The sequence below is a fragment of the Kribbella sp. NBC_01484 genome, from assembly GCF_036227145.1.
GTDB lineage: Bacteria > Actinomycetota > Actinomycetes > Propionibacteriales > Kribbellaceae > Kribbella.
Window position 1 is genome coordinate 6,021,031 of the sequence record NZ_CP109437.1, and the last position, 24,153, is coordinate 6,045,183.

General features: G+C 68.8%; 26 protein-coding genes. 14 read left to right on the forward strand and 12 right to left on the reverse strand.

Features of this window, described 5'->3' with window-relative positions; translation table 11 throughout:
• Window positions 1-23: 23 nt before the first annotated feature.
• Complete coding sequence (locus OG555_RS29390; protein ID WP_329475792.1) at window positions 24-275, reverse strand: hypothetical protein; 252 nt, start codon at window positions 273-275, stop codon at window positions 24-26.
• Window positions 276-457: 182 nt separating this feature from the next.
• On the opposite strand from OG555_RS29390, the gene OG555_RS29395 reads away from it, so the two are divergent.
• The 7 genes from OG555_RS29395 to OG555_RS29425 all read left to right on the forward strand — a co-directional run bounded on the left by OG555_RS29395 (window position 458) and on the right by OG555_RS29425 (window position 5,874).
• Window positions 458-829 carry a MerR family transcriptional regulator gene (locus OG555_RS29395; protein WP_329475793.1) on the forward strand — a complete coding sequence of 124 codons (372 nt, stop codon included), beginning with the start codon at window positions 458-460 and terminating at the stop codon, window positions 827-829.
• A 36-nt stretch (window positions 830-865) separates the two neighbouring features.
• Window positions 866-1,882 carry a zinc-binding dehydrogenase gene (locus tag OG555_RS29400; RefSeq protein WP_329475794.1) on the forward strand — a complete coding sequence of 339 codons (1,017 nt, stop codon included), beginning with the start codon at window positions 866-868 and terminating at the stop codon, window positions 1,880-1,882.
• A gap of 58 nt (window positions 1,883-1,940) precedes the next feature.
• Window positions 1,941-2,423: a MarR family winged helix-turn-helix transcriptional regulator gene (locus tag OG555_RS29405; protein ID WP_329475795.1), complete on the forward strand. Its 483-nt coding sequence runs from the start codon at window positions 1,941-1,943 to the stop codon at window positions 2,421-2,423.
• A 102-nt stretch (window positions 2,424-2,525) separates the two neighbouring features.
• Window positions 2,526-3,395, forward strand: coding sequence for an SDR family oxidoreductase (locus OG555_RS29410; protein WP_329475796.1), 870 nt, complete (start codon window positions 2,526-2,528; stop codon window positions 3,393-3,395).
• Between the two features lie 102 nt (window positions 3,396-3,497).
• The gene (locus OG555_RS29415) at window positions 3,498-4,076 is read left to right on the forward strand and encodes a flavodoxin family protein (protein ID WP_329475797.1); all 579 of its coding nucleotides are present in this window, start codon (window positions 3,498-3,500) and stop codon (window positions 4,074-4,076) included.
• Window positions 4,077-4,158: 82 nt separating this feature from the next.
• Window positions 4,159-5,280, forward strand: coding sequence for a Gfo/Idh/MocA family protein (locus OG555_RS29420; protein WP_329475798.1), 1,122 nt, complete (start codon window positions 4,159-4,161; stop codon window positions 5,278-5,280).
• A 66-nt stretch (window positions 5,281-5,346) separates the two neighbouring features.
• On the forward strand, window positions 5,347-5,874 hold the full coding sequence (locus tag OG555_RS29425) for a hypothetical protein (RefSeq protein ID WP_329475799.1): 528 nt from the start codon (window positions 5,347-5,349) through the stop codon (window positions 5,872-5,874).
• 200 nt (window positions 5,875-6,074) lie between these two features.
• Here the strand turns inward: OG555_RS29425 and OG555_RS29430 are convergent, their stop codons facing one another.
• A complete protein-coding gene (locus OG555_RS29430; protein WP_329475800.1) occupies window positions 6,075-6,278 on the reverse strand; it encodes a hypothetical protein in 204 nt (67 codons plus the stop codon).
• A gap of 154 nt (window positions 6,279-6,432) precedes the next feature.
• Between OG555_RS29430 and OG555_RS29435 the strand changes: the two genes are divergently transcribed.
• A complete protein-coding gene (locus tag OG555_RS29435; protein ID WP_329475801.1) occupies window positions 6,433-7,503 on the forward strand; it encodes a glycoside hydrolase family 172 protein in 1,071 nt (356 codons plus the stop codon).
• On the opposite strand, the gene OG555_RS29440 is transcribed toward OG555_RS29435, so the two are convergent.
• The 5 genes from OG555_RS29440 to thiO all read right to left on the reverse strand — a co-directional run bounded on the left by OG555_RS29440 (window position 7,500) and on the right by thiO (window position 13,952).
• Window positions 7,500-8,711 carry a glucoamylase gene (locus OG555_RS29440; protein WP_329475802.1) on the reverse strand — a complete coding sequence of 404 codons (1,212 nt, stop codon included), beginning with the start codon at window positions 8,709-8,711 and terminating at the stop codon, window positions 7,500-7,502. The two genes, OG555_RS29435 and OG555_RS29440, sit on opposite strands and share 4 nt — an antisense overlap.
• 17 nt (window positions 8,712-8,728) lie before the next feature.
• The gene (locus tag OG555_RS29445; RefSeq protein WP_329475803.1) at window positions 8,729-9,610 is read right to left on the reverse strand and encodes a DMT family transporter; all 882 of its coding nucleotides are present in this window, start codon (window positions 9,608-9,610) and stop codon (window positions 8,729-8,731) included.
• 43 nt (window positions 9,611-9,653) lie between these two features.
• Window positions 9,654-11,606: a Stk1 family PASTA domain-containing Ser/Thr kinase gene (gene pknB / locus OG555_RS29450; RefSeq protein WP_329475804.1), complete on the reverse strand. Its 1,953-nt coding sequence runs from the start codon at window positions 11,604-11,606 to the stop codon at window positions 9,654-9,656.
• A 73-nt stretch (window positions 11,607-11,679) separates the two neighbouring features.
• Entirely contained in the window at window positions 11,680-12,636 is a 957-nt protein-coding gene (locus tag OG555_RS29455; RefSeq protein WP_329475805.1) for a lytic transglycosylase domain-containing protein, read from the reverse strand.
• A gap of 167 nt (window positions 12,637-12,803) precedes the next feature.
• Window positions 12,804-13,952, reverse strand: coding sequence for a glycine oxidase ThiO (gene thiO / locus OG555_RS29460; protein ID WP_329475806.1), 1,149 nt, complete (start codon window positions 13,950-13,952; stop codon window positions 12,804-12,806).
• Between the two features lie 164 nt (window positions 13,953-14,116).
• Between thiO and thiE the strand changes: the two genes are divergently transcribed.
• The 3 genes from thiE to OG555_RS29475 are packed head-to-tail and all read left to right on the forward strand — an operon-like array spanning window position 14,117 to window position 15,620.
• On the forward strand, window positions 14,117-14,764 hold the full coding sequence (gene thiE / locus OG555_RS29465) for a thiamine phosphate synthase (RefSeq protein ID WP_329475807.1): 648 nt from the start codon (window positions 14,117-14,119) through the stop codon (window positions 14,762-14,764).
• Complete coding sequence (locus tag OG555_RS29470) at window positions 14,761-15,189, forward strand: ribonuclease (RefSeq protein ID WP_329475808.1); 429 nt, start codon at window positions 14,761-14,763, stop codon at window positions 15,187-15,189. The genes thiE and OG555_RS29470 overlap by 4 nt, the downstream gene beginning before the upstream one ends.
• Window positions 15,186-15,620, forward strand: coding sequence for a barstar family protein (locus OG555_RS29475; RefSeq protein ID WP_329475809.1), 435 nt, complete (start codon window positions 15,186-15,188; stop codon window positions 15,618-15,620). The genes OG555_RS29470 and OG555_RS29475 overlap by 4 nt, the downstream gene beginning before the upstream one ends.
• Here the strand turns inward: OG555_RS29475 and OG555_RS29480 are convergent.
• Complete coding sequence (locus OG555_RS29480) at window positions 15,603-15,959, reverse strand: DUF4180 domain-containing protein (RefSeq protein WP_329475810.1); 357 nt, start codon at window positions 15,957-15,959, stop codon at window positions 15,603-15,605. The two genes, OG555_RS29475 and OG555_RS29480, sit on opposite strands and share 18 nt — an antisense overlap.
• A gap of 76 nt (window positions 15,960-16,035) precedes the next feature.
• Between OG555_RS29480 and OG555_RS29485 the strand changes: the two genes are divergently transcribed.
• The gene (locus tag OG555_RS29485; protein WP_329475811.1) at window positions 16,036-16,455 is read left to right on the forward strand and encodes a helix-turn-helix domain-containing protein; all 420 of its coding nucleotides are present in this window, start codon (window positions 16,036-16,038) and stop codon (window positions 16,453-16,455) included.
• Window positions 16,456-17,229: 774 nt separating this feature from the next.
• On the opposite strand, the gene OG555_RS29490 is transcribed toward OG555_RS29485, so the two are convergent.
• Entirely contained in the window at window positions 17,230-18,300 is a 1,071-nt protein-coding gene (locus tag OG555_RS29490; RefSeq protein WP_329475812.1) for a polyprenyl synthetase family protein, read from the reverse strand.
• Window positions 18,301-18,357: 57 nt separating this feature from the next.
• On the opposite strand from OG555_RS29490, the gene metF reads away from it, so the two are divergent.
• Entirely contained in the window at window positions 18,358-19,275 is a 918-nt protein-coding gene (gene metF, locus OG555_RS29495) for a methylenetetrahydrofolate reductase [NAD(P)H] (RefSeq protein WP_329475813.1), read from the forward strand.
• Window positions 19,276-19,279: 4 nt separating this feature from the next.
• Window positions 19,280-19,810 carry a SixA phosphatase family protein gene (locus OG555_RS29500; protein WP_329475814.1) on the forward strand — a complete coding sequence of 177 codons (531 nt, stop codon included), beginning with the start codon at window positions 19,280-19,282 and terminating at the stop codon, window positions 19,808-19,810.
• Window positions 19,811-19,870: 60 nt separating this feature from the next.
• Here the strand turns inward: OG555_RS29500 and OG555_RS29505 are convergent, their stop codons facing one another.
• The 3 genes from OG555_RS29505 to OG555_RS29515 form a co-directional block, all read right to left on the reverse strand.
• The gene (locus OG555_RS29505; protein ID WP_329475815.1) at window positions 19,871-22,075 is read right to left on the reverse strand and encodes a HelD family protein; all 2,205 of its coding nucleotides are present in this window, start codon (window positions 22,073-22,075) and stop codon (window positions 19,871-19,873) included.
• Window positions 22,076-22,165: 90 nt separating this feature from the next.
• On the reverse strand, window positions 22,166-23,473 hold the full coding sequence (locus OG555_RS29510) for a phytoene desaturase family protein (protein WP_329475816.1): 1,308 nt from the start codon (window positions 23,471-23,473) through the stop codon (window positions 22,166-22,168).
• Window positions 23,473-24,084, reverse strand: a complete 612-nt coding sequence (locus tag OG555_RS29515) for a DUF4126 domain-containing protein (RefSeq protein ID WP_329475817.1) — start codon at window positions 24,082-24,084, stop codon at window positions 23,473-23,475. Before OG555_RS29515 ends, OG555_RS29510 begins: the two co-directional genes overlap by 1 nt.
• Between the last annotated feature and the right edge of the window lie 69 nt (window positions 24,085-24,153).

The following is a 24,153-nucleotide window of genomic DNA, read 5'->3' on the forward strand; positions in this document are numbered from 1 at the left end:
CGCGGTCGAGCGGACTCGATTCCTCAGCCTGTTTTTCCGGCCAGGTCCAGGGTCCGCTCCACGCCGATGCGCCAGCCGGCGACGCCGCGCGCCCCTTCGTCCGCACTCATGTGCGGTTCCCAGCCGTGCGTGATGGTGTAGTTCGCGCGCAGCTCGTCCAGCCCCGACCAGAACCCGGTCGCAAGCCCCGCGGCGTACGCGGCGCCGGTGGCGGTGATCTCGGCCGCGGCCGGAGCGACCACGTGGGAGCCGAGGACGTCGGCCTGAAACTGCATCGGGCTGAACCTCCTGTTACGAATACTTCGTCGCCCGCAGCTCGCGCGGACTCCCCTCGATCCTGGCGCTGCCGACCTCGCGGCGGATCGGCGTCATCGCTGATCCGCTGCGGGAATCACGAAGGGTTCGCGGTCGGGCAATGGGTGGAATGTCGCCTGAACTGGGCACGTTGGATGCGACTGTGAAGATCGGTGAAGCCGCCCGGAGCAGTGGCGTGAGCCCGAGGTCGTTGCGGTTCTATGAAGAGGAAGGGCTGATCGTCCCCGGTCGGTGCAGTAACGGGTATCGCGACTACTGCCGGTCCACGATTACGCGTGTCCAGGTCATCCGCTCGCTGCTGGAGTCCGGGCTGCCCGTGCGACTGATCAAGGACGTTCTGCCGCGGCTCGTGGACGCACCCGACGCGAGCGCGGAGCTGCTGCGGACGGAGTTCCTCGACGAGGTGCAGAGCTATCGCGATCGGCTCGCCGCACGCATCGCAGTCCTGGGTTCCCAGCAGTCGGCCCTCGATGCCTTCCTGCTCGAAGCCCGCCGTACCGCCCGATCGACTTGACCCTGACATCAGTGTGAGGCTCGTAGCTTCGGGCTCATGACGATGAATGACCAGCAAGACGCCGTACGGACGACGATGCCGGCACTGGTTCAGCGGTCGCAGCGTGGGCCGGAGGATCTGCTCCTCAGCACCGACCAGGGCGTCCCCACTCCAGGTACGGGCGAGTACCTGACTCGTGTTGGCGCCGCCGGAGTCAACTTCGCGGACGTCATGCAGACGTATGGAACCTATGCGGGCGGACCGCAGGCGCCGTACGTCGCGGGCCTCGAAGCGGCCGGCGAAATCGTCGGCGTCGGACCTGATGTCGAAAGTGCGCTCCCGCTTGGTACTCACGTCATCGGAGTCGGCCCTGGGGCCTTCGCCGCATACATGGTGATGCCGGCCGCAGGAGTGCTTCCCGTCCCTTCCGGCTGGAGCGACGCGGAGTCTCTCGGCATGGTCCTGAACTGGACGACCGCTCTGGCCGCGCTGCGGCCACTGGGCGAGATCAGGACAGGTGACACGGTGCTCATCCATGCGGCGGCCGGCGGAGTCGGGCAGGCCGCCGTACGCCTCGCCCGTCACTATGGTGCGCGCGTCATTGCCACGGCGTCGCCGGCGAAGCATCACGCTGTCCGCCTGCTCGGGGCCGACGAGGTCCTGGACAGCGCACGGCCCGACCTTGCTGAGCGGATCACCCAACTGACAGGCGGCGTCGACCTGGTCCTCGAGTCTGTCGGGCGGGCTACGTTCGAGGTCAGCCTGTCGGTCACCAAGCCCTTCACCGGGCGAGTCGTCGTACTCGGGGCTGCCTCCGGGGACGCCGGCCTGACCACGCACGACTTGGTGTTCACCCATCAGGTCCAGGTGAAAGGCCTGCATATCGGCGTACTGGCCACCGCCGCGCCCGCCCTCTACCGGGCTCTGCTCGACGAGATCAACGCTCTCATCGCCCAAGGTGTGTATCGCCCGGGCACTCCCCGGATTCATCCTTTGGCCGACGGCCCGGCGATCCTCCGGAGCCTCGGCGCCGGCCAAACCTCCGGCAAGCTCGCCCTTGACCCATGGAGCTGACCGGAGCCGGATAGTTCGTGCCACGAATTAGCTGGGAAACGAGTGCTAGCGTGGCAGGGTGGCTAAGCATGATGACGGTCGGATCGGGGTAGTCGCCGGGCTGGTTCGCTCGGCGTTCCTGGTGAATGCGGTCTACGCACAGGCGAGCCGGGAGCGTGGATTGACGCCGCAGCAGGGGCAGTTGCTCTGTGTGCTGATGGCCGAGCCGTACGGCATGAGCGCGCTGGGCACGATGCTCGGGCTGGCCAAGTCGAGCGTGACCGGATTGGTGGATCGCACCGAGCGCAACGGTTTGGTACGGCGCGAGCCCGATCCGCGGGACACCCGGGCAGTGCGAGTCGCCCTGACGTCGCGCGGCCACCTGGTCGCGGAGGAGTTCTACGCGGAGACCTGCCGGCGCATCGACAAACTGCCTGCGGGCCTGAGTGCCGGCGAGCGGGACGCCCTCGCGGGCCTGTTGGGCCGCGTCGTGCTCGACAACGAGGTTCCCGCTGTCTTCCTGGAGTTGGACGAGACGGGCGGTGCCGCGACGCAGACCTGATGCCGGGGACCCTTCCTGCCGGACACTTGCAGTTCGTACTACGAACTATTATGGTTCGCAGTACGAACTGTTGTCGATAGCAAGCTGTGAAGGGAAAGCATCATGTCGGATCTCATTGCGGTCACGGGTGCCACCGGACTGCTCGGAAGGCTGGTCGTCGACCAGTTGCTCGCCCGGACCTCGGCCGAACGCGTCGTGGCGATCGCGCGGAACCCGGACAAGGTGCCGGTAGTGCTGGAGAAGTCCGTCCAGACCCGCATCGCCGACCACGACGACTGTGCGGCGGTCGATGCCGCCGTCGCCGGCGTCGACGTCCTGTTGCTGATCTCCGGGAACGAGTTCGGCAAGCGGATGGCCCAGCACGAGAACGCGATCCTGGCCGCCCAGCAGGCCGGAGTGTCCCGCATCGTCTACACCAGTGCACCACACGCGGACACGAGTGAGACCGCGATCGTGGCCGAGCACAAGGCCACCGAGCGGATGATCCGTGAGTCCGGCCTGACGTACACGATCCTGCGCAACAACTCGTACCACAAGAACTACGTGCCGTTCCTCGAGCCCGCCCGCACCACCGGAGCGATCATCGGCAGTGTGCGCGACGGCCAGGTGGCCAGCGCCGATCACGTCGACTACGCCGAGGCGGCCGCGGTCGTCCTCTCGAGTGCCGGACACGAGAACGTGGCCTATGAGTTGACCGGCGACACGTCATGGACCTATCCCGAGCTCGCCGCGACAGTCGCGGACGTGCTCGGTACGCCGGTGACGTACCAGGACCTCTCGCCGGCCGAACACGCCGAGGTGCTCAGGGCGAGCGGCGTCGACGGACCGACCATCGACTTCCTTGTCCAGCTGGATGCGGATGTCGCGGCCGGCGTCTCGGCGGAGGCGACCGACCAGTTGCGCCACCTGATCGGCCGACCCACCACGCCCCTGCTGGACGGCTTACGCGCAGCCGCCGCCAGACTCCGCTAACCCCTCGCCGGCGGCGGTGTCCAAGGCCGAGGGGTGACAGATGGCTTACGCCCTCTGTAAGCTTGTGCAACAGTTGCATGTGCATAGACTAGGAGTGAGCCGGTGGAGCGCAGCTTCCTGTTTCTGGAGGGGACGACGCGTCCCGGTGGCAATACCGAGGCGTTGGCGCGGTCCGCGGCGGAACACCTGCCGGCCGAGGTCGGCCAGACCTGGCTGCGGCTGAGCGACCTTGACCTCGAGCCGTTCCGTGACATCCGGCACGACGGTGATGGTGTGTATCCGATCCCTTGCGGTGATCATCGGCGGTTGCTGGAGGCAACGCTGGATGCGACCGACCTGGTGATCGCGTCGCCGCTGTACTGGTTCACTGTGTCGGCGGCAGTGAAGGAGTACTTCGACCACTGGTCGGGCTGGATGCGAGTGCCGGGAGTGGACTTCCGGGCCCGGATGCGGGGCAAGACGCTGTGGGCGATCTGCGCCCACACGGCGAAGGATCCGGCCGAGGTCGAACCGATGCTCGGAACACTGCGGCTGATCTCGGATTATCTGGGCATGCACTGGGGTGGCGAGCTACTTGCCTATGGCAACCGTCCGGGGGAGGTGCTGACCGACCAGGGGGCTGCTGACCGCGCCCGCGACCTCTTCGCCGGCGTGGCAGCGACGCAGCCGGTAGCCAGCTAGGCGCCTGCTGCCTGCGGAAGGCAGCGTGGGGCGGCGCGGCGACGGAGGGGCCGGGGTGGCGCCGCGTGGGAGGATCAGGTGCATGGCGGACACGGTGCGGATGGGTGTGGTCGGGGCGGGGAGTATTTCGGTGCGGGGGATTCTTCCGCATCTGGGGCAGGCGGATCTCGCGGGGCGGGTGACGCTTGCTGCGGTGTGCGATCCGGTGCCGGGGCGGGCGGATGCGGCGGCTGAGAAGTTTGGGGTCGAGCAGGGGTTTACGGAGTATGAGGACCTGCTGGCTCGTGGGGATGTCGACGCTGTCACGATCGCCTCGCCGATTGGTTTGCACTACGAGCAGGGCAAGCTCGCGTTGCAGGCCGGGAAGCACGTGCACTTCAACAAGACCATGACGATCACGGTCGTCGAGGCGACCGAACTCATCGATCTCGCGGCCGCCAACGACCTGCGGATCGTCGCCTCGCCGGGGGAGATGCTGCGCCCGCACCACGTCCGGACCCGCGAGCTGATCGCCGAGGGCGCCATCGGCACGCTGTCCTGGGTGAGCTGCGGCGCGGCGTTCGGCACCTACCACGAGGACGAGTCCGTGCGCGGCGGCAACGACGTACTGACGAACATCGATCCGTCGTGGTACTTCCGCAAGCCCGGGGGCGGACCGATGTACGACATGACGGTGTACGCGCTGCACGCCGTGACCGGGATCCTCGGTCCGGCCAAGCGAGTGACGGCGATGTCCGGCGTACGGGTTCCCGTGCGCACCAGCGGGGGAGTGGATGTCCAGACGGACGCCGACGACAACACCATCGTGCTGATCGACTTCGGCGACAACCTCTTCTGCGTCGCGACCGGCACCGCCGCGGGATTGATGCGGGGCGGCTTCGGCGGTGCGTACTACGGAACGACCGGGACGATCGACGGACTGCTGCTCAACGGCGAGCCGTTCGACTTCCCCAACCGGAACCCCTCCGAGCTCTCGCCCCGCGGGACGGGCAACCAGGCTCTGCTTCCGCACGTGACCGGCGTGCATCGCGAGATCGAGGAGCAGCATGTATATGAGGACGTCATGCAGCTGGTCGACTGGATCCGCGAAGACAAGCCCTCGATCGTCACCGCCGAGCACGCGCGCCATGTGATCGACATCATCGAGTCCGCGTACCGAGCCTCCGCGACCGGTCGGACGCAGGACCTCACGACCTCCTTCTGACAGATGCGCGGCGTCACGAGACGCTCCACGAGCCCGGTACTGCGGTGGGGCGTTATCGTCTGCGGCATGCAATCCGTGTCGCCGCGCGTCCGTGCCCTTCTCGCCGCGGTTCTCTGTGTGGTGATCGCCCTCGGTGCGGCGCTGGCGGTGGACAGCAGACTCGATCGGCACTGGATTCTGCGCGGGCTCACCTTGTTCCTCGCGCTGTGCTGCGCCGCGCTGTTGCTCACCGATCAGAGCCGGCAGTTCCGCCTGGTCATCACCGCGATCGGCTTGCTGATGTTCGGCCTGGTCTTCCCGGTCACGACGACAATCTGGGCGACGCCGCCGGAGATCGACTTCGCGCTTGCGGTCGCGACCGACGCGAAGAACGCGGCCGTGAAGGACGCTCGCAGCGCCGTCACGGTCGCCGACGTGAAGGCCGCGGCCGAAGCCCGCGGTGGTGCCGTCGGCTCGCTCAAGACGGAGAAGAGCCCGCAGGTCCGTGGCGCGGACGCGTTCCCGCTCATCGTCCGCGCCAAGCCCGACCAGGGCCGCCCGCGCGCGTGCGTCTCCTTTGTCCACGGCCTCGACGCCGAGGTCCGCGCCTGCTGAGCTGTACCCGAAGGACAGGAAGTAGTCGGTCGAGCGGCCATCGCCGACCGGCTCCCAGGCGGAGGACGGCAGGACAGCACAGATATACGTCCTGTCCTTAGGCACGCGACTACGTCCCGGCTGCCCTCAGGCACGCGGCTCCGCCGCCCGGTGGTTTAGGCACACGGCTGGCCCCGGCTGTTCCTTTCCTTGGTGCGTGGTCAGGTCCGGCGGGCGAGGTCCTCGGCGCGGTCCAGTGGGTTCCAGGTGATCGGCATGCCTTCCAGTTGGGCCTCGACGACCTCGAGCCCGGCTTCCCACCCGGCGGCGGCCGGTCCGGCGGCGTCCGGCTCGGACAGGTGAACACGAGCCGGCTTCCCTCCGCCGTTCCGGTGATCTCCCAGGTCAAGATCTCGCCGGCCCATTCGTACTCGAGCACCGACGGCGGCTCGTTCCGCAGGATCCGCCCGTTCGGCGCCCGATCCGGGTCGTCGCCATCCCGTGTCGCCAAGCACAGCCCGTTCCAGTTGGCGGGCAATCGATTTCTCATCGACCCACGGCCGCCTTAAGGTCGCGGTTATGACTCTTGGGAATCTGTCCGGCATCAGCGCGCTCGCCGACGTCGAGTCGCGCTCCATCAGTGCGGAGAACCCGACCGGCGAGCCGGGCCAGGGTGGGCGGCGGACCGAGGGGACCGGCGCCCACGCGGCCCGGGATCTGGGTCAGGGCTGGAAGGTCTCGCCGTCGATCGAGATCGGTCCGGGCGAGACCGCCACGGTGGCCGACATCGCCGGGTCCGGCTGCATCACCCACATCTGGCTGACCACGCACGTCGACAACTGGCGGCGGCTGGTGCTGCGGGCGCACTGGGACGGCGACCAGGCGCCAGCGATCGAGACCCCCGTCGGCGACTTCTTCTGCTCCGGCTGGGGCAAGTTCGCCCAGGTGAACTCGCTGCCCGTCGCGGTGAACCCGAACGGCGGCTTCAACAGCTACTGGGAGATGCCGTTCACCGAGCGGGCCACGCTGACCCTCGAGAACACCCACGACGAGAAGGTCGTCGTCTACTTCCAGGTCGACTACTGGCTGGGCGCCGTACCGGACAAGTCGGCGTACCTGCACGCGCAGTGGCGCCGGAGCAACCCGCTGCAGGACGAGACCGTCCACACCCTGCTGGACGGCGTCGAGGGTCCGGGGCACTACGTCGGCACCTACCTCGCGTGGGGCGTCAACAGCAGCGGCTGGTGGGGTGAGGGCGAGGTGAAGTTCTACCTCGACGGCGACGACGACTTCCCGACCATCTGCGGTACCGGGACCGAGGACTACTTCGGTGGCGCGTGGAACTTCGACGTCCCTCACCTGGGCGGCTATACCGAGTTCAGTACGCCGTACCTCGGCATGCCGCAGGTGATCCGGCCGGACGGGCAGTACGCGAGCCAGCAGCGGTTCGGGATGTACCGCTTCCACCTGCCTGACCCGATCCGCTTCAAGGAGAAGCTCCGTGCCGACGTCCAGGCCCTGGGCTGGCACTCGGGCGGCCGCTACCTCCCGCTGCGGGACGACATCGCGTCGACCGCGTTCTTCTACTCGGCCAGAACCAGTACGGCGCGACCGGACGCGCCGACGCACGACGTGATGGAGATCTGCTAACCCGGAGTCGGTAGCGCGTTCTGCAGCGCCGTGCCGGCGAGGACCACCAGCGCCGCGGTCCAACTGAGCGGAGCCTCGCCGGCCGGTTGCAGATCACGGTTGACCTTCTCCGGCAGGGCGCCGGTGCTGGTGCGGTGCCGGTCGAGCCAGGTCAGCAACGCATCGGCTGTCGTGTCGTCTCCGCGAGCCGCCGCGCTCAGCGCGAACAGCGCCGTCTGCGGTGTCCAGGAAACCCCGTCCGCCCGCCAGTCCTCACCAGGTGTCACACCACCATTGGGCTGCGTCAGTACGGCGCGCGCCCGGTCGATCGCCGTGGACACGGCCTCCCGGGCCGGCGCGAACGGCGGCCCCAGGACGGTGATGATCGCGTCGGCGCCACCGCCGAGCTGGACGGGGTCGACGCCCGGCTCGACGAAGCTCGTCGCGCGGCCCGGGGTGCGTGGATAGTCCGGCCCGAAGGCCCGATCAGTTGCCTTGGACAACTTGTCGAGCGCGGCGCGCCACCGGGTGGCCTCGTCCGGGCGGTGCTGCTCGGTGGCGATCAGGACCGCGCAGCGAAGGCCGGCCAGCAGCGGCGCGACCGTGCCCAGGGTCACCTGCGACTCGGGTCGTTCCCAGTAGTCGGCCGACGGACCGGGCAGGCCGTCCGCGTTGAGCTCGGCGACGATCTGCTCGGCCGACTCGCGGACCAGCTCCCAGTACCTGCTACCGCCCCGGCAGAACCATGTTGCCCAGAGCACCCATCCGGAGCCGTCCAGCTGGGGTTCGCGGCCGTCGCCGATCAGGCCGCCGGTCTCGGTGTAGCGGGCTTCCCAGCGCCCGGTCCGCGGCCGGACGCCGTTCAGAAAGGACAGCACCTTGAAGGCTTCGTCGTACTGGCCGATCGAGCAGCGGGCCGCGGCGACGAACGACGCGTCCCTCGGCCAGACGTAGCGCCACGGCCCGTCCCAGCCCGCGAGAGTCGCGCCGCTCGGCAGGGTGAGGGCGTCGAGGTCGGACAGAGCGTGACGGATCAGATCGCCGTACTGTTCGCCGCCACCGCCCAGCGACGAGGTCGTGTGGGGCGCCGTACGGCCCGGGACTCCGTCGGCGACCAGCCGCGGTTGCGGATTGCGGACCAGGTTGCTCGCTGTCCCCGCGGCCAGGAACGCGAGCAGCACGATGATGACGACGGCCGCAAAGCCCCGCCCCTCATTCCCCTGCCGCATCGCCCCTCCTGACCCGCCTATTGTGCGAGGTGCTGCACCTCGGCCTCGATCTTGCGCCGCGGTGCGAGCTCCACCAGATACATCGCCGACAGCACCAGGGCGCCACCGACCAGCATCCTCCAGGTGACACTCTCGGACCCGAACAGGACTGCGAAGGCCGACGCGAACACCGGTTCCATTGTCATCGCGATCGCCGCCCGTGTCGGGTTGAGATGTGCCTGCGCCCAGGTTTGCACGATCAGTGCGAGCGCGCCTGCGATCAGTGCCATGTAGATCACACTGACCCAGTCGCCGCCGGTGCTCGGGACGGTGAAGCCGCCGGGCAGCGCGCCGATGGCACAGACGCAGGTGATCACGATCATCTGGAGGGACGACAGGCCGAAGGCGTTCTGGGGTGTGGACCAGGCGCCGAGCCCGATGATGTGCAGGGCGTACAGGCCGGCCGACGCGAGCGTGAGCAGCTCGCCGGTGCCCATGCTGAAGCCGTTCAGCGACAGGACGCCGAGGCCGACCGTGGCGAGGATCACGGCGACCCAGGCCCAGCGGCCGATCTTGTGGCGCAGGATGACCGCGGCCAGCAGCGGGGTGAAGACGACGTACATGCCGGTGACGAAGCCGGACACGCTGGCCGAGGTGTGCCGCAGGCCCTCGGTCTGGACCAGCTGCGCGATGCCGTAGGTGATCCCGAGGGCAATGGCCCGGCCGCGGTCGAGGCGGCTCAACCGGGAGATCGCCGGCGGGTGGACCAGGACGAGCGCGACCGAGGCGATCAGGAATCGCAACGCCAGGTAGTCGGCGACGTCCATCCTGGTGAGCAGATCCTTGGTCAGGAAGAACGTGGATCCCCACGCCGCTGCCACCGCGAGCAGGGCGAGTACGGCGATCCGCGGGTGATTCACGCCGGACATCTCATCAGACGCCCGGGGTAAGCACCAAAACGAGCTACAGCACTGTAATGGTGACAGTGGTGCCGGGCTGGGCCTTCTTACCGGCGCCGGGGTTCTGCGCCGCGACGATGTTCAGGCCGAGGTTGAACGGCGCCTTCTCCACCTTCACGACGAAGCCCGCGCCGGTGAGGATCTGCTGCGCCTCGGCGGTGCTCTTCCGCTTGACATTCGGCACGTCCACCAGCGGCGGGCCCTTCGACACCACCATCTGGACCTTGTCCTTGGCGAACAGCGTGCCGCTGTTGGGCGTCTGGGTGATCACGTTGCCCTCGGGCACCTTCTCGTCGTACTGCTCGGTGCGGCCGACGAGGAAACCGAGCTTGCGCAGGGCCTTGTTCGCGTCCCGGTAGCTCTTCCCGGTCCAGTCCGGCACGTTGATCGGCTTCTTGCCTTTGCTGACCGCGAAGTTGATCGCGTCGCCCGGCTTCACGACGGTGTTGAACTTCGGACTGATCGCGATCACGCGGCCGTTCGGCACGGTCTCGCTGTACACCTCGTTGATCTGCCCGGTGTTCAGCTTGATCGGGGCGAGCGCCTGCTGAGCGGCATCCAGCTGCAGCCCGACCAGCTGCGGCACGCGGTACCGCTCGGGGCCCTTAGAGACGGTGAGACCGATCTCACCGTTCTTGCGGATCCGGTCACCCGCGGCGGGGTCGGTCCGCATCACCTCACCCCTGCGCACGTCCTCGGAGAAGTCCTGGTTGTCCACAGTGGTCCGCAGGCCGGACTGCTCGGCCTTGGTGGCCGCAGCCGCGGGGACCATGTTCACCAGGTCCGGCGTGGAGGTGTAGCGGTGGATGCCGTAATACCAGGCCGCGGTGCCGATCGCGATGGCGGCGACCAGGATGAGGATCAGCGCAATCGGTCCGCGCCGCCCTCTGCGTTGCTGCAGGGGCGCTTGCATCGGAGTGCCGGTCGGCCGGCCTTTCTCCACCGGTACGACGATCGTGTCGTGGCGCAGGACGTTCTGGTCGGTCGACTCAGGCACTCCGCGCGTGTAACCGTCGTCGTACCCGCTGTCCTGGCGGATCTGCTGGATCGGCACGGTCAGGTCGCCGGTGAGCTCCGGGTCGTCCGGCACCCCTTCCTCGAGCGCACTGCGGACCCGGTGCACCTGACGACTGAACACCCGTGCGTCGGCCGGCCGCAGATCCCGGTCCCGGGCCGTCGCGCGCTGCACGAGTGCATCGACGTACGGCGGGATGCCCGGCTGCTCCAGGGACGGCGCGGGCACGTCGGCGTGGACGTGCGCGTAAGCGACCTGGATCGGGGTGTCCCCGGAGTGCGGCTTGTTGCCCGTGAGCATCTCGTACAGCAGGATGCCGGCCGAGTACACGTCCGAGCGGGCGTCCGCACTACCGTCGGTGACGAGCTCCGGCGCCAGATACGACACCGTGCCCATCAGGAGGCCTTGGGTCGCGGTGTTGCCGGTCGCGCTGACCGCACGGGCAAGACCGAAGTCGGCGACCTTCACTGTGCCCTTGTCGGACATCAGCACGTTCTCGGGCTTGATGTCGCGGTGCACGATGCCGGCGTCGTGGGCGGCCGAGAGCGCGGACAGGATCGGGGCGAGCAGATCCAGCGCGCGGGCGGGGGAGAGTGGCGCCTGGTCGCGGATCACGTCCCGCAGTGTGCGACCGGGAACGTATTCCATGGCCAGGAACAGGGTCCCGTCGTCGTCACCCTGGTCGAAGACGGCCACCACATTCGGGTGCGAGAGGCGGGCGGCGGCCCGGGCCTCGGCCACGAACCGGCGGGCGAACTGGGCGTCGTCGCCGAGCCCGTCGTGCATCACCTTGAGCGCGACGGTCCGGTCCAGCCGCATGTCGAGAGCCTGGTAGACAGTGGCCATGCCGCCCTTGGCGACGCGCGCGCCGACGCGGTACCGTCCGTCGAGCACCCGCCCGACAAGGCGGTCGCTGACCTGCGTCCCCACGTCGTCCGTCACTTGCGGTGAGCCGCCTCTCCAAACCGTTCTGCTCAGAGAGTGTAGATAACGGCGCAGCGTGACAGCGCCAGGCTCACCGCAGGGGATCCCACCCGCGTTCGAGCTGGGCCTTGATCCGGAGCACGTTCTTCACATACAGCTTCGTGTCCGGGTACATCCCGTTCTTCCTCACCCCGCCGAGGCCCTGGTAGTAGCCCGCGACCGCGATATCGAGCCGCGCGGCGCCGGTCAGCCGGTCCAGCAGCACCACTCCGGCGATGACGTTGTCCTGCGGCCTGAGCAGGTCCAGTTCGCGGCCGACGATGCTCGAGGCGAACTTGCCGGTCGACGGGATCACCTGCATCGCGCCGACCGCGTTGGCGGGGGAGACCACCCGCTGCTTCCAGCCGGACTCCTGCCAGCTCACCGCCAGCGCGAGCTCCGGGTCGACGCCGTACCGCTTCGAGGTGCTGACGATCAGGCTGCGGAGCTGGGAGCGGGTCGGCAGCTTGCGGTTCTTCAGGATCGCGCGGTTGCGGTTGGCGCGCGCGACGATGTGGTCGGCGTACGTGCGGCCGGCGAAGGTGTTGTTCTTGTTCTTCGCCGGCGCTTTGGCCTTCGGCCGGATCTTGACCGGGACCTGCAGCGGCTTGCCGGCGTAGATGCGGTCGCTCGACCGTAGTTTGTTGGCGGCCAGCAGGTTTGCCTGGGAGCACTTGTAGCGCTTGGCGATCTTCGAGATGGTGTCGCCTGGTTTGACGATATACGTGACCCGGCCGAGCTGGGAGCGCTTGGCCGGACGCGCCGCGGTCGTGCTGCCCTTGCCGGGGATCTTCAGCACCTCACCGGCGTAGATCGCGTTGCCGTTGCCGGGCAGGTTGTTCAGCGCGACCAGCGTTTTGACGCTGGTGCCGTAGCGACTGGCGATGTGGCTGAGGGTGTCGCCGTCCTTCACCTTGTAGGCACCGAAGCCCGGTGAGCCGGCGGTGATCACGGCCGCGGTCAGCACCGGTACTGCGATTCCGGTCAGTATTCGTACGACGCTTCGCATATCCATCTCCCCGTGTGAACGTCACTTGACCGTAAGTGCTGATGCTGATGTGACAACAGGGGTGCATGGGGTGCTTGTTACGCCTGTAACTCAATGGTTACAATTCAAGGCTGAACTACATGGTTGTGGTTCACAAGCTTCCCGTTGCTCAGGGCAACCGGGAGGCCTCAGTGGCCGGACTGGCCGAACCGGCTGCCCAAGAAGGGTTTCCCGAGCTCTGGCAGGACTCCGGTGCGGACTGTGTCGGCGATGATCTGCGCGGTGATCGGAGTGAGCAGGACGCCGTTGCGGTAGTGCCCAGTTGCCCACAGCAACCGATCCAGACCGGACGGCCCGAGGATCGGTGCGTTGTCCGGTGTAGCGGGCCGGAGTCCGGCGATCGTCTCCACCAACTCCAGTTCGTCGGTGATCGGCAACACGGTCCGGGCGTCCCGCAGTAACGCGAACACGCCACCGGCGAGCACGCGGGTGTCGTAGCCGAGCTCAGAGGTGGTCGCACCAACGACCAGCTCGCCACCCGGCCGCGGCACCAGGTAAACCGAGAAGCCTCGCGCCGTCGCGCGTACGGTGTGCCGCAGTGCGGGCCGGTACGCCTCAGGCACCCGCAACCGCAGCACCTCACCCTTCACTGGCCGCACAGGCGGCCGCAGCTCATCCGGAATGCCTTCCAACTGCGACGACCAAGGCCCGGTCGCGGCGATCACGTGCCCGGCATGCACAGTGTCCCCGTTGTCCAGCTGTACGCCGACAGCCGTCGTACCGGAGGTGATCACGCGGGCTACCCGCTGGCGGATGAGCAGAACGCTGGAGAGGTCGATAGCGCGGCGGAGTGCCTCGACTGCTTGCCTGTTGTCGACGGAGTGGTCGCCTGGGACCCAGACGCCACCGGAGACGCCCGCAGCGAGCAGGGGCTCGCGTCGACGGGCATCGCGACCGGACAGCTCCTCGACCTCGAGCCCGAGCCGCCGCTGGTAGTCGGCGAGCCGGCGCAATGCGGCTGCGTCGTCGACGTCGTACGCGACGGACAGCGTGCCGGTCTGGTGCAGACCTGCCGACAGTCCGGTCAGCTCCTCCAGTTCGGCCGCGAACGCCGGCCAGGCGTTGACACCGGCCAGGTTGAGGGCCAGCAGGTCGTCCTCGCCGTACTCCACCTCGGTGACCGGGGCGAGCATGCCGGCGGCGACCGCGGAGGTCTGGGCGCCCGGCGTCGGGTCGCATACCGTCACCTGCATACCGTCTGCGGCCAGCCGCCAGGCAGTCGCCAGACCGATCAGCCCGGCGCCGATCACCACCACATCGGACGTGTGCTCGGTCATGGGGCCTCCCGGTCTGGACTGAGGAGCGCAGGGAGCGCTGCGACCGGAGCGACGAGGGAAGACCGGGAGTCAAAGCCCCATGACCGCGCCGGCGCCGGAGGCCCGGCCATGAACACAGGCATGCCGTAAGCCTACTTCTGGGCCGTCATGGCAGGCTTTGGGGTGTGACTGACCACAGCGACCGACTGGCCGACGCGCGTCTCTACCTGTGCACGGATGCGCGTGAGAAGCAGGGCGATCTCGAGCAGTTCCTGGATGCCGCACTGGCCGGTGGCGTGGACATCGTGCAGTTGCGCCAGAAGGAGATGGAGGCTGCGGACGAGCTGGCGGCCCTGGAGGTGTTCGCGGACGCCTGCAAGCGGCACGGCAAGCTGCTGGCGGTCAACGACCGGGCGGACATCGCTTTCGCCGCGGGAGCCGACGTACTGCATCTGGGCCAGCGGGATCTGCCGGTGCACGCGGCTCGGGCGATCATCGGTGCGGAGCCGATCGTCGGACGCTCCACACACACGTTCAGCCAGGTGAATGCCGCCGTGACCGAGCAGGGCTCCGACTACTTCTGTGTCGGCCCCACCTGGGAGACCCCGACCAAGCCCGGCCGGCAGGCCGCCGGCCTCGAGCTGGTCGCGTACGCCGCCAGCCGTCCGCAGGCGAAGCCGTGGTTCGCGATCGGTGGCATCGATCTCGATCGGCTGGACCAAGTCCTCGAGTCCGGTGCCACCCGGGTGGTCGTCGTCCGCGCGATCACCGCCGCGGACGACCCGGGCGCGGCGGCCGCGGAGTTCAGCCGGCGGTTGCAGGACGCCGGGTGATCAACAACCCGAAGACCGCGCGGATCGTCGCGATCGTGGTGATCGCGATGCTGGTGATCACCCTGGCGGCGTCCCTGTTCGGCTGCGCCGCCGCCAAGCCGTCGGCGGCGGGCAGCACCGACCCGGAGAGCGGCCTGAAGATCGTCGCGGTCGCAGACCTGCCGAAGGAGGCGCAGGCCACGCTCGAGCTGATCGACCAGGGCGGACCGTATCCGTACAGCCGAGACGGCGTGGTCTTCGGCAACCTCGAGAAGCTCCTGCCGAAGCACGACCGCGGCTACTACCACGAGTACACCGTGACGACGCCGGGCGAGATGGACCGTGGTGCCCGCCGGATCGTGACCGGCACCGGTGGTCAGCGTTACTACTCCGACGACCACTACAAATCCTTCCGCCGAATCGCGGACGACCGAGGAACCTCATGACCGACCTGCGCACGTTGCTGGCCGACGGGCTGCGCCCCGGGGTCTACCGCTGGCGGTCGGATCGCACGCCGGAGCAGGTACGACGTGATGTCGTGGCGGCCGGGTGGGACTTCGTCCTGCTGGACACCGGCGAGATCCACGACAAGGCGGGGTTCCTCGACCTCTGTGCGACCGCGTTCGACCTGCCGCGCTGGTTCGGCCGGAACTGGGACGCCCTCGCCGACTCACTCAGCGACCGCTCCACCGGCGAGCCGGAGATCGTCTTCTGGGCCGGTCTGCAGCACCTGCTCGACCACGACCACGACACCGTCGACGTGGCGCTGCAGATCTTCACCGAGGACATCACGAACTCCGGTCAGCTCCGCGTCCTCATCCACCAGCCGGCCGATGCGAAGACGCCGTCGCTGCTGAGCTCACTGCCCACCGTGTAGCCGCGCGGCCAGCGCGTCCAGGTCCGGCACGAACCACAGGCTCCGCCCGCGGTTGCTCTCCCGCACCCAGTCCGCCAGCGACGTGCTGGCCGCGGTCCGGCCCGCAATGTCGCCGACCACGGCCAGGCCCATCCGGTAGTCCACGAACTTCTGCGCGATCGCGCCCGCCCGGCCGGTCCGCAGCTCGAAGAACTCATCACCCAGTTGCTCCGGTGTGAAAGCCACCCACTCGGCCTGGTGCTCGTAGTGCGCCCGCGCGATGAGCTGGACCGCGTCGCGATCGTCGCCCACCCGCACGTCACTCACGAACACCCGCACCCCACTCAGCTCGTCGATCATTCGTCTAAAGTACCTAAAAGGCCCCTATCTTGCTATTTATAGGGAATTCTAAGGAACCTGCCGTAGTCTGATGGACATGCCTCAGGAGCTGTACTCGGTCGAGCAGGTGGCCAACCGGCTCGGGCTGCACGTCCGCACGATCCGGAACTACGTGCGCGACGGCCGGTTGAAGGCCGTCCGGATCGGGAAGCAGTACCGGATCACCCGCGAGGACCTGGAGGCCTTCACCGGCACGACCGCGGCCGCCCTCGAGGTGGACGAGACGAAGCGGCACGTGGAGGCGTCGAGCATCGTGCACATCGACGCGATCGATCGGGCCGGCGCCGACCGGATCAGCACGCACGTGGTCGGATCCCTCAATCAGAGCGGGATCGGCCGGCTCCGCGTCGAGACCGTGTACGACGAGGATCGCGCCGTACTGAAGGTGATCATCCTCGGCGACCTGGCGCCGACCGCCGAGCTCCTCCGGCTGATCAACCTGATGACCGCCCCGTAGCCGACTCCACCCGACCCCGACCGCCCCGTAGCCGGCTCCACCCGACCCCGACCGCCCCTCCGGCATTTGAGGGATATCCGGCTCTTCTGCTGGATGTGTGGGCGAGGTGAGCCAGGCTGGCCGGTGTGCAGCTCGACAGGTGGTGTCGGTCCAGGGTGCTGGTCGGGCGAGGTATTCACGCCTGGCCCCGCCGGCCCGGCAGGGGCCGGGGTGGAGACGTCCTGTCGAGCTGCACACCCTCAGCCTCCGTCCGCACTCCCCGCAAGCCGCCGTCCGCACTCCGCAAGCCTCCGTCCGCACTCCCGGGCTGCGACCGTCCGCACCCCGATCAGCCGGCACCGGCGGGCATGTGCGGTGACTGGACGGGTTCGTCTTGCCGGTGGTGGGACTGTTACCGGTCCCGGGGCTGGGACACCGTTTGGGCGCCTCGGACAGGCTGTGCCGTGTCCGAGGTCCCCACTGCCTGTCCGAGGTCGGGCCTGGACGACCGGGGCCGGGCCTGGACGACCGGGGCCGGGCGCCGCCGGCCGAGAGCCTCGACCAGACGGGGTGCGCGGGGACCTGGCATTTCTGACCCCCGCGCACCAGGGCTGTCTCAAGTCATCGGACCCGGGTCCGCCCGCCGACGAGGACATGGCCGGCCGGCCACACCTCGAGCAGAAGAGCCGGATATCCCCTCAACTATCCCCTTCTCTGCTCATATCAAGGCGGGAGAAGGGGCAACTTCAGGGGATCTCCCTTCAAGTTGCTGCGGAGGGGCCGGCAGCGGTCGGGTCAGAGCAGGCGGGACGTGGCGGCGATCGCGAGGTCGGCAAGTGCCTTGCGGGCGGTGTCGTCGGCCAGGGGAGCGCGGTCGAGCGCGTCGAGGGCGTCCTCGGTGCGTTCGGTGATCAGGTCCTCGCAGGCCTGCACGGCCCGGGAGTCCTGCAGGATCTCGCGCAGCAGCTGGATCTCGTCGTCGTCCAGGTCGGGCCGGCCGAACAGCCGGTCGAACTCGGCCAGTTGCACCTCCGACGCGTGATCCACCGCGTACGCGACCAGCACGGTCCGCTTGCCCTCGCGCAGATCGTCGCCGGCCGGCTTCCCGGTCAGCGCCGGATCGCCGAACACCCCGAGCAGATCATCGCGCAGCTGGAACGCCTCACCGACCGGCAGTCCGTACGCCGACAACGACTCGATCAACCGCTGGTCCGCACCGGCCAGCGCGGCGCCGACGTGCAGCGGGCGCTCGACCGTGTAGGTCGCCGACTTGTAGCGCAGGACCCGCAAGGCCAGGTCCATGTCGGACTCACCGCTCGCCTGCGCGACGAGATCGAGGTACTGCCCGGCGGTTACCTCGACCCGGACCGCGTCGAAGAACCGCGCCGCCCGCGCCAGCGCGGCCGCGTCGAAGCCTGACGTGTGCAGCAGCTCGTCGGCCCAGATCAGGCACAGATCGCCGAGCAGGATCGCCGCGCCGACCCCGAAGCCGACCGGATCGCCACCGCGACCGGACGCCTCCGACCGGGTCCTTTGCAACGCCTCGAACCGGCGATGCGCAGCCGGTGCACCTCGCCGCACGTCGGAGGAGTCCATCACGTCGTCGTGCACCAGGGCGCTGACGTGCAGCATCTCCAGGCTGGCCGCGGCCGTCAGGATCGGCTGCGCCGGATCACCACCGGCGGCCCGGAAACCCCAGTAGCAGAAGGACGGGCGGAGTCGCTTGCCGCCGCTGGTCGCGTCCCGCGCTGCCTGGACCTGCTCGGTCAGCTCCGGGCCGATCGCGGCCAGTCGCTGCTCCTGCAGGTCGAGGAAGCCGGTCAGCGCCCGCTGGATCTCGGCCGGGATGTCCACATCGCCATACACGTCTCGGAGCGTAGTCGGTACACGCGCGGCGGTAGACACCGCGGGTAACCTGTCGCCATGGCGAACGGACTTCCCTCGACGCTTCCCGGCGGTACGCCGACGATCCGCGAGCTCCTGTCCTCGGGGAGTCGTTCGTTCTCGTTCGAATTCTTTCCACCGAAGACGCCCGAGGCCGAGGAGGTGCTGTGGCGCTCGATCCGCGAGATCGAGCAGCTGCGGCCGACCTTCGTCTCGATCACGTACGGCGCCGGCGGGACCACGCGCGACGGCACGATCCGGGTCACGGAGCGGGTCGCACAGGACACCTCGCTCACACCGCTCGGCCATCTGACCTGTGTCGCGCACTCGCGAGACGAGCTGCGGTCGGTGATCGGCGCATACGCGGGTGCCGGTGTGCGCAACATGCTGGCGCTGCGCGGCGACCCGCCGGGCGGTCCGAACCAGCCGTGGGTCGCGCACCCAGAGGGACTGAACCACGCGGTCGAGCTGGTCGAGCTGATCCGGTCGCTGGGCGATTTCTGTGTGGGTGTCGCGGCGTTCCCGGACAAGCATCCGGAGGCGGCATCGCTGGAGGCGGACGCGCAGGTGCTCGCGGCGAAGGCCGGGGCCGGGGCCGACTACGCGATCACGCAGATGTTCTTCGGGGCCGACGACTACTTCCGGCTGGTCGACCGGGCTGCTGAGCTGGGCTGTGACATGCCGGTGCTGCCGGGCATCATGCCGGTCACCAACATCAAGCAGATCCAGCGGATGGCGGAGCTGACCGGGATGGCGCTGCCGACCGCGGTCACCGACCGGTTGCTCGCGGTCGAGGACGAACCGGCCGCGGTCCGGGAGGTCGGCATCGAGATCGCGACCGAGCTGTGCGAGGCCTTGCTGGCCGGGGGAGCTCCAGGCATTCACTTCATCACCTTGAACAGGTCCACCGCGACCCGTCAGGTCTTCCTGAACCTCCGCTCATCCGTCGTATCCTGACTCGATGGCTGACCCGTCGGATCTGTTGATCGATCGCACGCTCGTCCTGCTCCGGCACTCCAAGTCGGTTCCGCCCGAGTCGATGCCGGACTTCGAGCGCCCGCTGTCCGACCGCGGCCGCGCCGACGCGCAGGCCGCCGGGCGCTATCTGGTTGCCCAGGGCATCGAAGCCGACCTGGTCCTGTGCTCGCCGTCCAAGCGCACCCGGGAGACCTGGAAGTACGCCGTCGAGAGCGGGGCGACCGCGACCGACGTCTGGTACGACCGCCGCATCTACAGCGCCGACGCCGACGAGCTCCTCGACGTCGTCCGGGAGGCTCCGACCGAGGCCCGCACGGTGATCATGGTCGGCCACGGGCCTGGCATCCCGTGGCTTGCCGACGAGCTCGCCCTGGACGGCACCAGCCCGGAGCGCACCGAGCTCAGCCGGAAGTACCCGACCACGGGTCTCGCCGTCCTGCACCTCACCTGCCGCTGGCCCGACCTCGCCGCGAACGAGGCCGACCTCGTGTCGTACGTCGTACCTCGCGGCTAGACGCATCGTTACGTCCGCAGATGTGAGGTCTACAGCACACACATCTTCGGACGTAAGCGATCAGGGCAACCAGTTGGTTGTGCTGTTGACCGTGATCAGGCGCTGAGTCGCGCGGGTCAGGACGACGTACAGCGCGCGGACGCCGCCCAGCGTGTCGCTGACGATGCGGTCGGGCTCGACCACCACGACGGCGTCGTACTCGAGGCCCTTGGACTCCAGCGGACTGACCGCGACGACGCGCGGGTCGCCGAGCTCGGCGAGGACCGGGTCGACGACGGGCCGCAGCTTCGGCGGCACGATCACGCCGACCGTGCCCTCGACGAGCTGGAGCAGCTCGACCGCGGCGTCACCCGCGGCCTCGGCGACCTTGCCGTCGTCGACGATCCGGTGCTCGGGGTCGACACCGGTGCTGCGGACCGCGTTCGGCAGATCGGCATTAGGGAGCGTACGGCGGATCACCTCGCCGGCGAACGCGTAGATCTCGGCCGAGTTCCGGTAGTTGGTGGACAGCCGGAACGAGTGCCGTTGCAGGTGCGACAGCATCGAGTCCATCGCCGCCCGCGCCTCGTCCGGATCGGGCCACGAGCTCTGCGCTGGGTCGCCGACGATCGTCCAGCTCGCCTGCGGACCGCGCCGGGTCACCATCCGCCACTGCATTGGGGACAGGTCCTGTGCCTCGTCCACCAGCACGTGCGCGTACTCCTCCGGCTCGTCGGCCTCCCGCGCGGCGGCGGCCCGGGCGCGACGCTCGGACGTGGTCAGCACCTCGTTGACGCCGTCGCTCAGCCCTTCCATCCAGTCGAACTCGTCGTCCTTGGCCTCGTTGACCGGTGCACGGCCCAGGAGCGTGCTCAGTTCGTCCAGAAGCGCTACGTCGGCAATCGTGAACTCGTCCGTGCTGCGGATCGCACGGGCGAGTGCGTCGACCTCTCGGGGCGTGAGCTCGTTCCGGGCCCAGCGCTGCAGGCGCCGTGGGTCACCGAGCCAGCGCAGCACCGCCTCCGGCGTCAGCACGGGCCACCACTGGCTGAAGAACGTCCTGAAAGCAGGGGTGTCGACCACTCGGTCGCCGAACGCCTCCCGGTCGCCATAGACCCCGGTACGCAAATCGTCCGGGAACCGCTGCCAGAGCGCAGCCACAAGAGCCTTACGAGCCTCAGTGGCGGCCTTGTTGCGTGGCGTCCGGCGCAGTGCGTTCCGCCGTACGTTGTCGAGCTGGTTGGCGTCCAGCTCCACCGTGGCACCGCCGATGAACACCCGGAGTGTGGCCGGGGCCGTCGGCACTCGGTCGCGGGCAGCACGCGCCAGTACGCCACGCATCCGCAGCGAACCCTTGACCGCGGCAACGTCGGCATCGTCGACCGCAGTGGCCTTGATGCCGTCCACCAGTTCGCCCACTGCCCGTAGTGAGACCGTGTTCTCACCGAGGCTCGGCAGGACACGCTCGATGTAGGCCATGAAGGCAGCGGACGGTCCGACGACCAGTACGCCGCCGCGCTCGAACCGCCTGCGGTCGCTGTAGAGCAGGTACGCCGCTCGGTGCAGAGCGACCACCGTCTTGCCGGTGCCCGGCCCGCCGCCGATGACGGTCACACCCCGCGCCGGCGCCCGGATGGCTTTGTCCTGCTCGGCCTGGATGGTGGCGACGATGTCGCGCATCGTGTGACCGCGGGCCCGCGACAGGGACGCCATCAGCGCGCCCTCGCCCATCACGGGCAGGTCCTCGGGCGCACGCTCCGGCGCGAGCAGGTCGTCCTCGAGCCCGACGATGCGGGGGCCCTTGTTCCGCAGGACGCGCCGGCGGACGACCTTCAGCCGGTCCGTCGAGGTGGCGCGGTAGAACGGCTCGGCCGCTGGTGCACGCCAGTCGATCACCAGCGGTTCGTACTCCGCGTCCCGGACACCGATCCGGCCGACGTACAGCTTGTCGAGGTCCGCGGCGGTCTCGGCGGCCGGCTGGTCGTCACCGTGGTCGGAGTCGAGCCGGCCGAAGACCAGGCCCTCGTGCTCGGCATCCAGTTCGGCGATCCGGCGGGCCGCGGCGAACACGAGTACGTCGCGCTCGTACAGCCCGGTCTGCTCCTCCTCGCGTACACGGCCGACGTTCTGCGCCTGCGCGCGCTGGTGCCCTTCGACCGCGATCCGTGACGCGGAGCGGGCAGCCTCCGCGACCCGGTCGTACACCCGGTCGACATGTTGTTGCTCAGCCGCCAGCTCAGCCGGCTCGACGTTCTCGTGATCGGCCGACGTGGGGGTTTGATCCACCGAGGTCCTCTCTACTGCCGGGCACCTACCCCGACATGGAACAGGAACCGTCAATCTTAGTGCGCTGGGTATCTCAACCCCAGACCGGTCTCAGGCCTTCCCGATGGCGTCGGCCACAATCGCGGCGCCGAGCGTCGTCGCCGGTACCCCGGACCCCGGGTGAGCGCCCGCCCCGACGCAGTACAGCCCCTTGACCGGAGACACGTTGGCCGCGCGGCGGCGGGCCGTCTTGTACCCCTCCCAGGCCACACCGGCCCACCATGACGGCGACGTCTGCCGCGACACGACGTTCTCCCGGATGTGCAGCCCACGCGCGATCAGCAGGTCTAGTACGTCGTCCGTCGGGTAGCCGTGGACCAGGACGGACCACGCCTGGTGCCCGACCGGCGCCTGACCACCAGTCCGTACGACGACTGTCGGCGTACCGTGCAGGACGGTCTCGAACGGCAGGGTCGGCACCGGATCCTTCAGTCCCAGGTGGACGACGTACGCCGCCTGCGCCTGGTGCGTCGACAGGATCCTCTTGCGCACCTTCTTGGCCGCCGGGTCGTCGACCAGTTGTCCGTAGAGCTCACGCGGGTCGATGTCGCTGACCACGATGTCCGCCGGCAGCTCCGTCCCATCAGCCAGCCGTACGCCGGACACAGTGCCGCCGGCCGTGATGACGGCGACCACCTCGGCGCTGGTGCGCACGGTGATCTTCCGCTCGCTCGCCCGCTGCACCAGTCCGTCCGCCAACGCGCCGAAACCGCCCTCGATCGTCCAGCGGCCGAAGGTGCGTTCCAGGTACGACCAGACGCCGACGTACCCCGGCGTGAGCTTCGCGTCCGATCCACCTTGCGCTGCGAAGTGGCGCAGCACCGCACGGGCTCTGTCGTCACTCAGCTCGTGCTGCGCGACCTTCTCCAGCGACTGCCAGGGTTTGAGGGCCCGGATGCTCTTCAGCGGCAGCTTGTCCTGCAGGGGTGGCTCGAGCGAGGTCTTCCGGAGGATCTGCCACGTCTCGCCATAGCCGTCGACCAGTGCGGTCCATTGCTCGGCCACCTGCTCGCCGGCCAGGCCCGTCCAGGCCTCCTGCTGCGAGCCGCGGTCGTTGATCGGCAGGTCCAGCACCGAGCCGTCGGCGAACATGTGCCGCCGTGGCTCGGTCACCGGCTCCAGTTGGAGCAGACTCTCGATCGGGCGGCCGCTCTTGCGGAACAGGTCCCGGAGTGCGGCCGGGAGCGTCGTACTGGCTGCTCCGGCGTCCCAGGTGAAGCCATCCGCTTCGACCCGGCCCAGCGCCCCGCCGAGGTGTTCGTCCCGTTCGCAGACGGTGACCTGGTGGCCGAGCTTGGCCAACCGGACTGCACTGGCGAGACCGGCCAGACCGGACCCGATGACGATCACGGTCCCCATCAGACGGCACTGCTCCCCGTCGCCAGTTCGCGCCGTTTCTCCCGCCACGCCTTGAACCGGAGGTACCCGCGCCGGATGAAGCGGAATGCGAAGTACACCCCCATCAGGCCGAGGAACAGCAGGATGCCGGCGATGATCAGCGCGGCCTCCGGATGGAACGCGGCCAGCGACACCACGCCGACGACGGTGATGTCCTCGGCGGACGACGCGGCGATGTTGGTCGCCGGCTCGGGGGAGGTGTTGATCGCCAGCCGCAGACTCGACTTCACCGAGTGCGAGAGCAGGGCGACCAGTCCGCCGGTGGTTGCGATGACGGCCTGGTGCAGCGTGGTCGCCTCGCCGGCGAGCAGGGCGGCCAGGATCGCGCCGATGGTCGGCCGGATCACCGTCGAGATCGCGTCCCAGGCGGAGTCGACGTACGGAATTTTGTCGGCGACGAACTCGAACGCGAAGAGAACACCCGCTGCGATCAGAACGGCGTTGCTGGTCAGTGCCTCCGGGACGTCGTCGGCACCGGCGAACCGGCCGAGCAGGCCGAGAATCAGCACGCAGGCATAGGCATTGATGCCACTGGCCCAGCCCGTCGTGAACGCCAACGGCAACGCTTCCATCGTCGTGCTCCGTAACCCTCAGTCGCCGTTTCGCCGGCGGCATGTTTTCGTCAGTATCGAACCCTTCGA

Bases quoted from the DNA above. Each gene is read 5' to 3' on its own strand.
- OG555_RS29390 (WP_329475792.1), bottom strand. From the start codon at position 275: ATGCAGTTTCAGGCCGACGTCCTCGGCTCCCACGTGGTCGCTCCGGCC.
- OG555_RS29400 (WP_329475794.1), top strand. From the start codon at position 866: ATGACGATGAATGACCAGCAAGACGCCGTACGGACGACGATGCCGGCA.
- OG555_RS29410 (WP_329475796.1), top strand. From the start codon at position 2,526: ATGTCGGATCTCATTGCGGTCACGGGTGCCACCGGACTGCTCGGAAGG.
- OG555_RS29420 (WP_329475798.1), top strand. From the start codon at position 4,159: ATGGCGGACACGGTGCGGATGGGTGTGGTCGGGGCGGGGAGTATTTCG.
- OG555_RS29425 (WP_329475799.1), top strand. From the start codon at position 5,347: ATGCAATCCGTGTCGCCGCGCGTCCGTGCCCTTCTCGCCGCGGTTCTC.
- OG555_RS29430 (WP_329475800.1), bottom strand. From the start codon at position 6,278: ATGGGCCGGCGAGATCTTGACCTGGGAGATCACCGGAACGGCGGAGGG.
- OG555_RS29435 (WP_329475801.1), top strand. From the start codon at position 6,433: ATGACTCTTGGGAATCTGTCCGGCATCAGCGCGCTCGCCGACGTCGAG.
- OG555_RS29440 (WP_329475802.1), bottom strand. From the start codon at position 8,711: ATGCGGCAGGGGAATGAGGGGCGGGGCTTTGCGGCCGTCGTCATCATC.
- OG555_RS29455 (WP_329475805.1), bottom strand. From the start codon at position 12,636: ATGCGAAGCGTCGTACGAATACTGACCGGAATCGCAGTACCGGTGCTG.
- thiO (WP_329475806.1), bottom strand. From the start codon at position 13,952: ATGACCGAGCACACGTCCGATGTGGTGGTGATCGGCGCCGGGCTGATC.
- OG555_RS29475 (WP_329475809.1), top strand. From the start codon at position 15,186: ATGACCGACCTGCGCACGTTGCTGGCCGACGGGCTGCGCCCCGGGGTC.
- OG555_RS29480 (WP_329475810.1), bottom strand. From the start codon at position 15,959: ATGATCGACGAGCTGAGTGGGGTGCGGGTGTTCGTGAGTGACGTGCGG.
- OG555_RS29485 (WP_329475811.1), top strand. From the start codon at position 16,036: ATGCCTCAGGAGCTGTACTCGGTCGAGCAGGTGGCCAACCGGCTCGGG.
- metF (WP_329475813.1), top strand. From the start codon at position 18,358: ATGGCGAACGGACTTCCCTCGACGCTTCCCGGCGGTACGCCGACGATC.
- OG555_RS29500 (WP_329475814.1), top strand. From the start codon at position 19,280: ATGGCTGACCCGTCGGATCTGTTGATCGATCGCACGCTCGTCCTGCTC.
- OG555_RS29510 (WP_329475816.1), bottom strand. From the start codon at position 23,473: ATGGGGACCGTGATCGTCATCGGGTCCGGTCTGGCCGGTCTCGCCAGT.
- OG555_RS29515 (WP_329475817.1), bottom strand. From the start codon at position 24,084: ATGGAAGCGTTGCCGTTGGCGTTCACGACGGGCTGGGCCAGTGGCATC.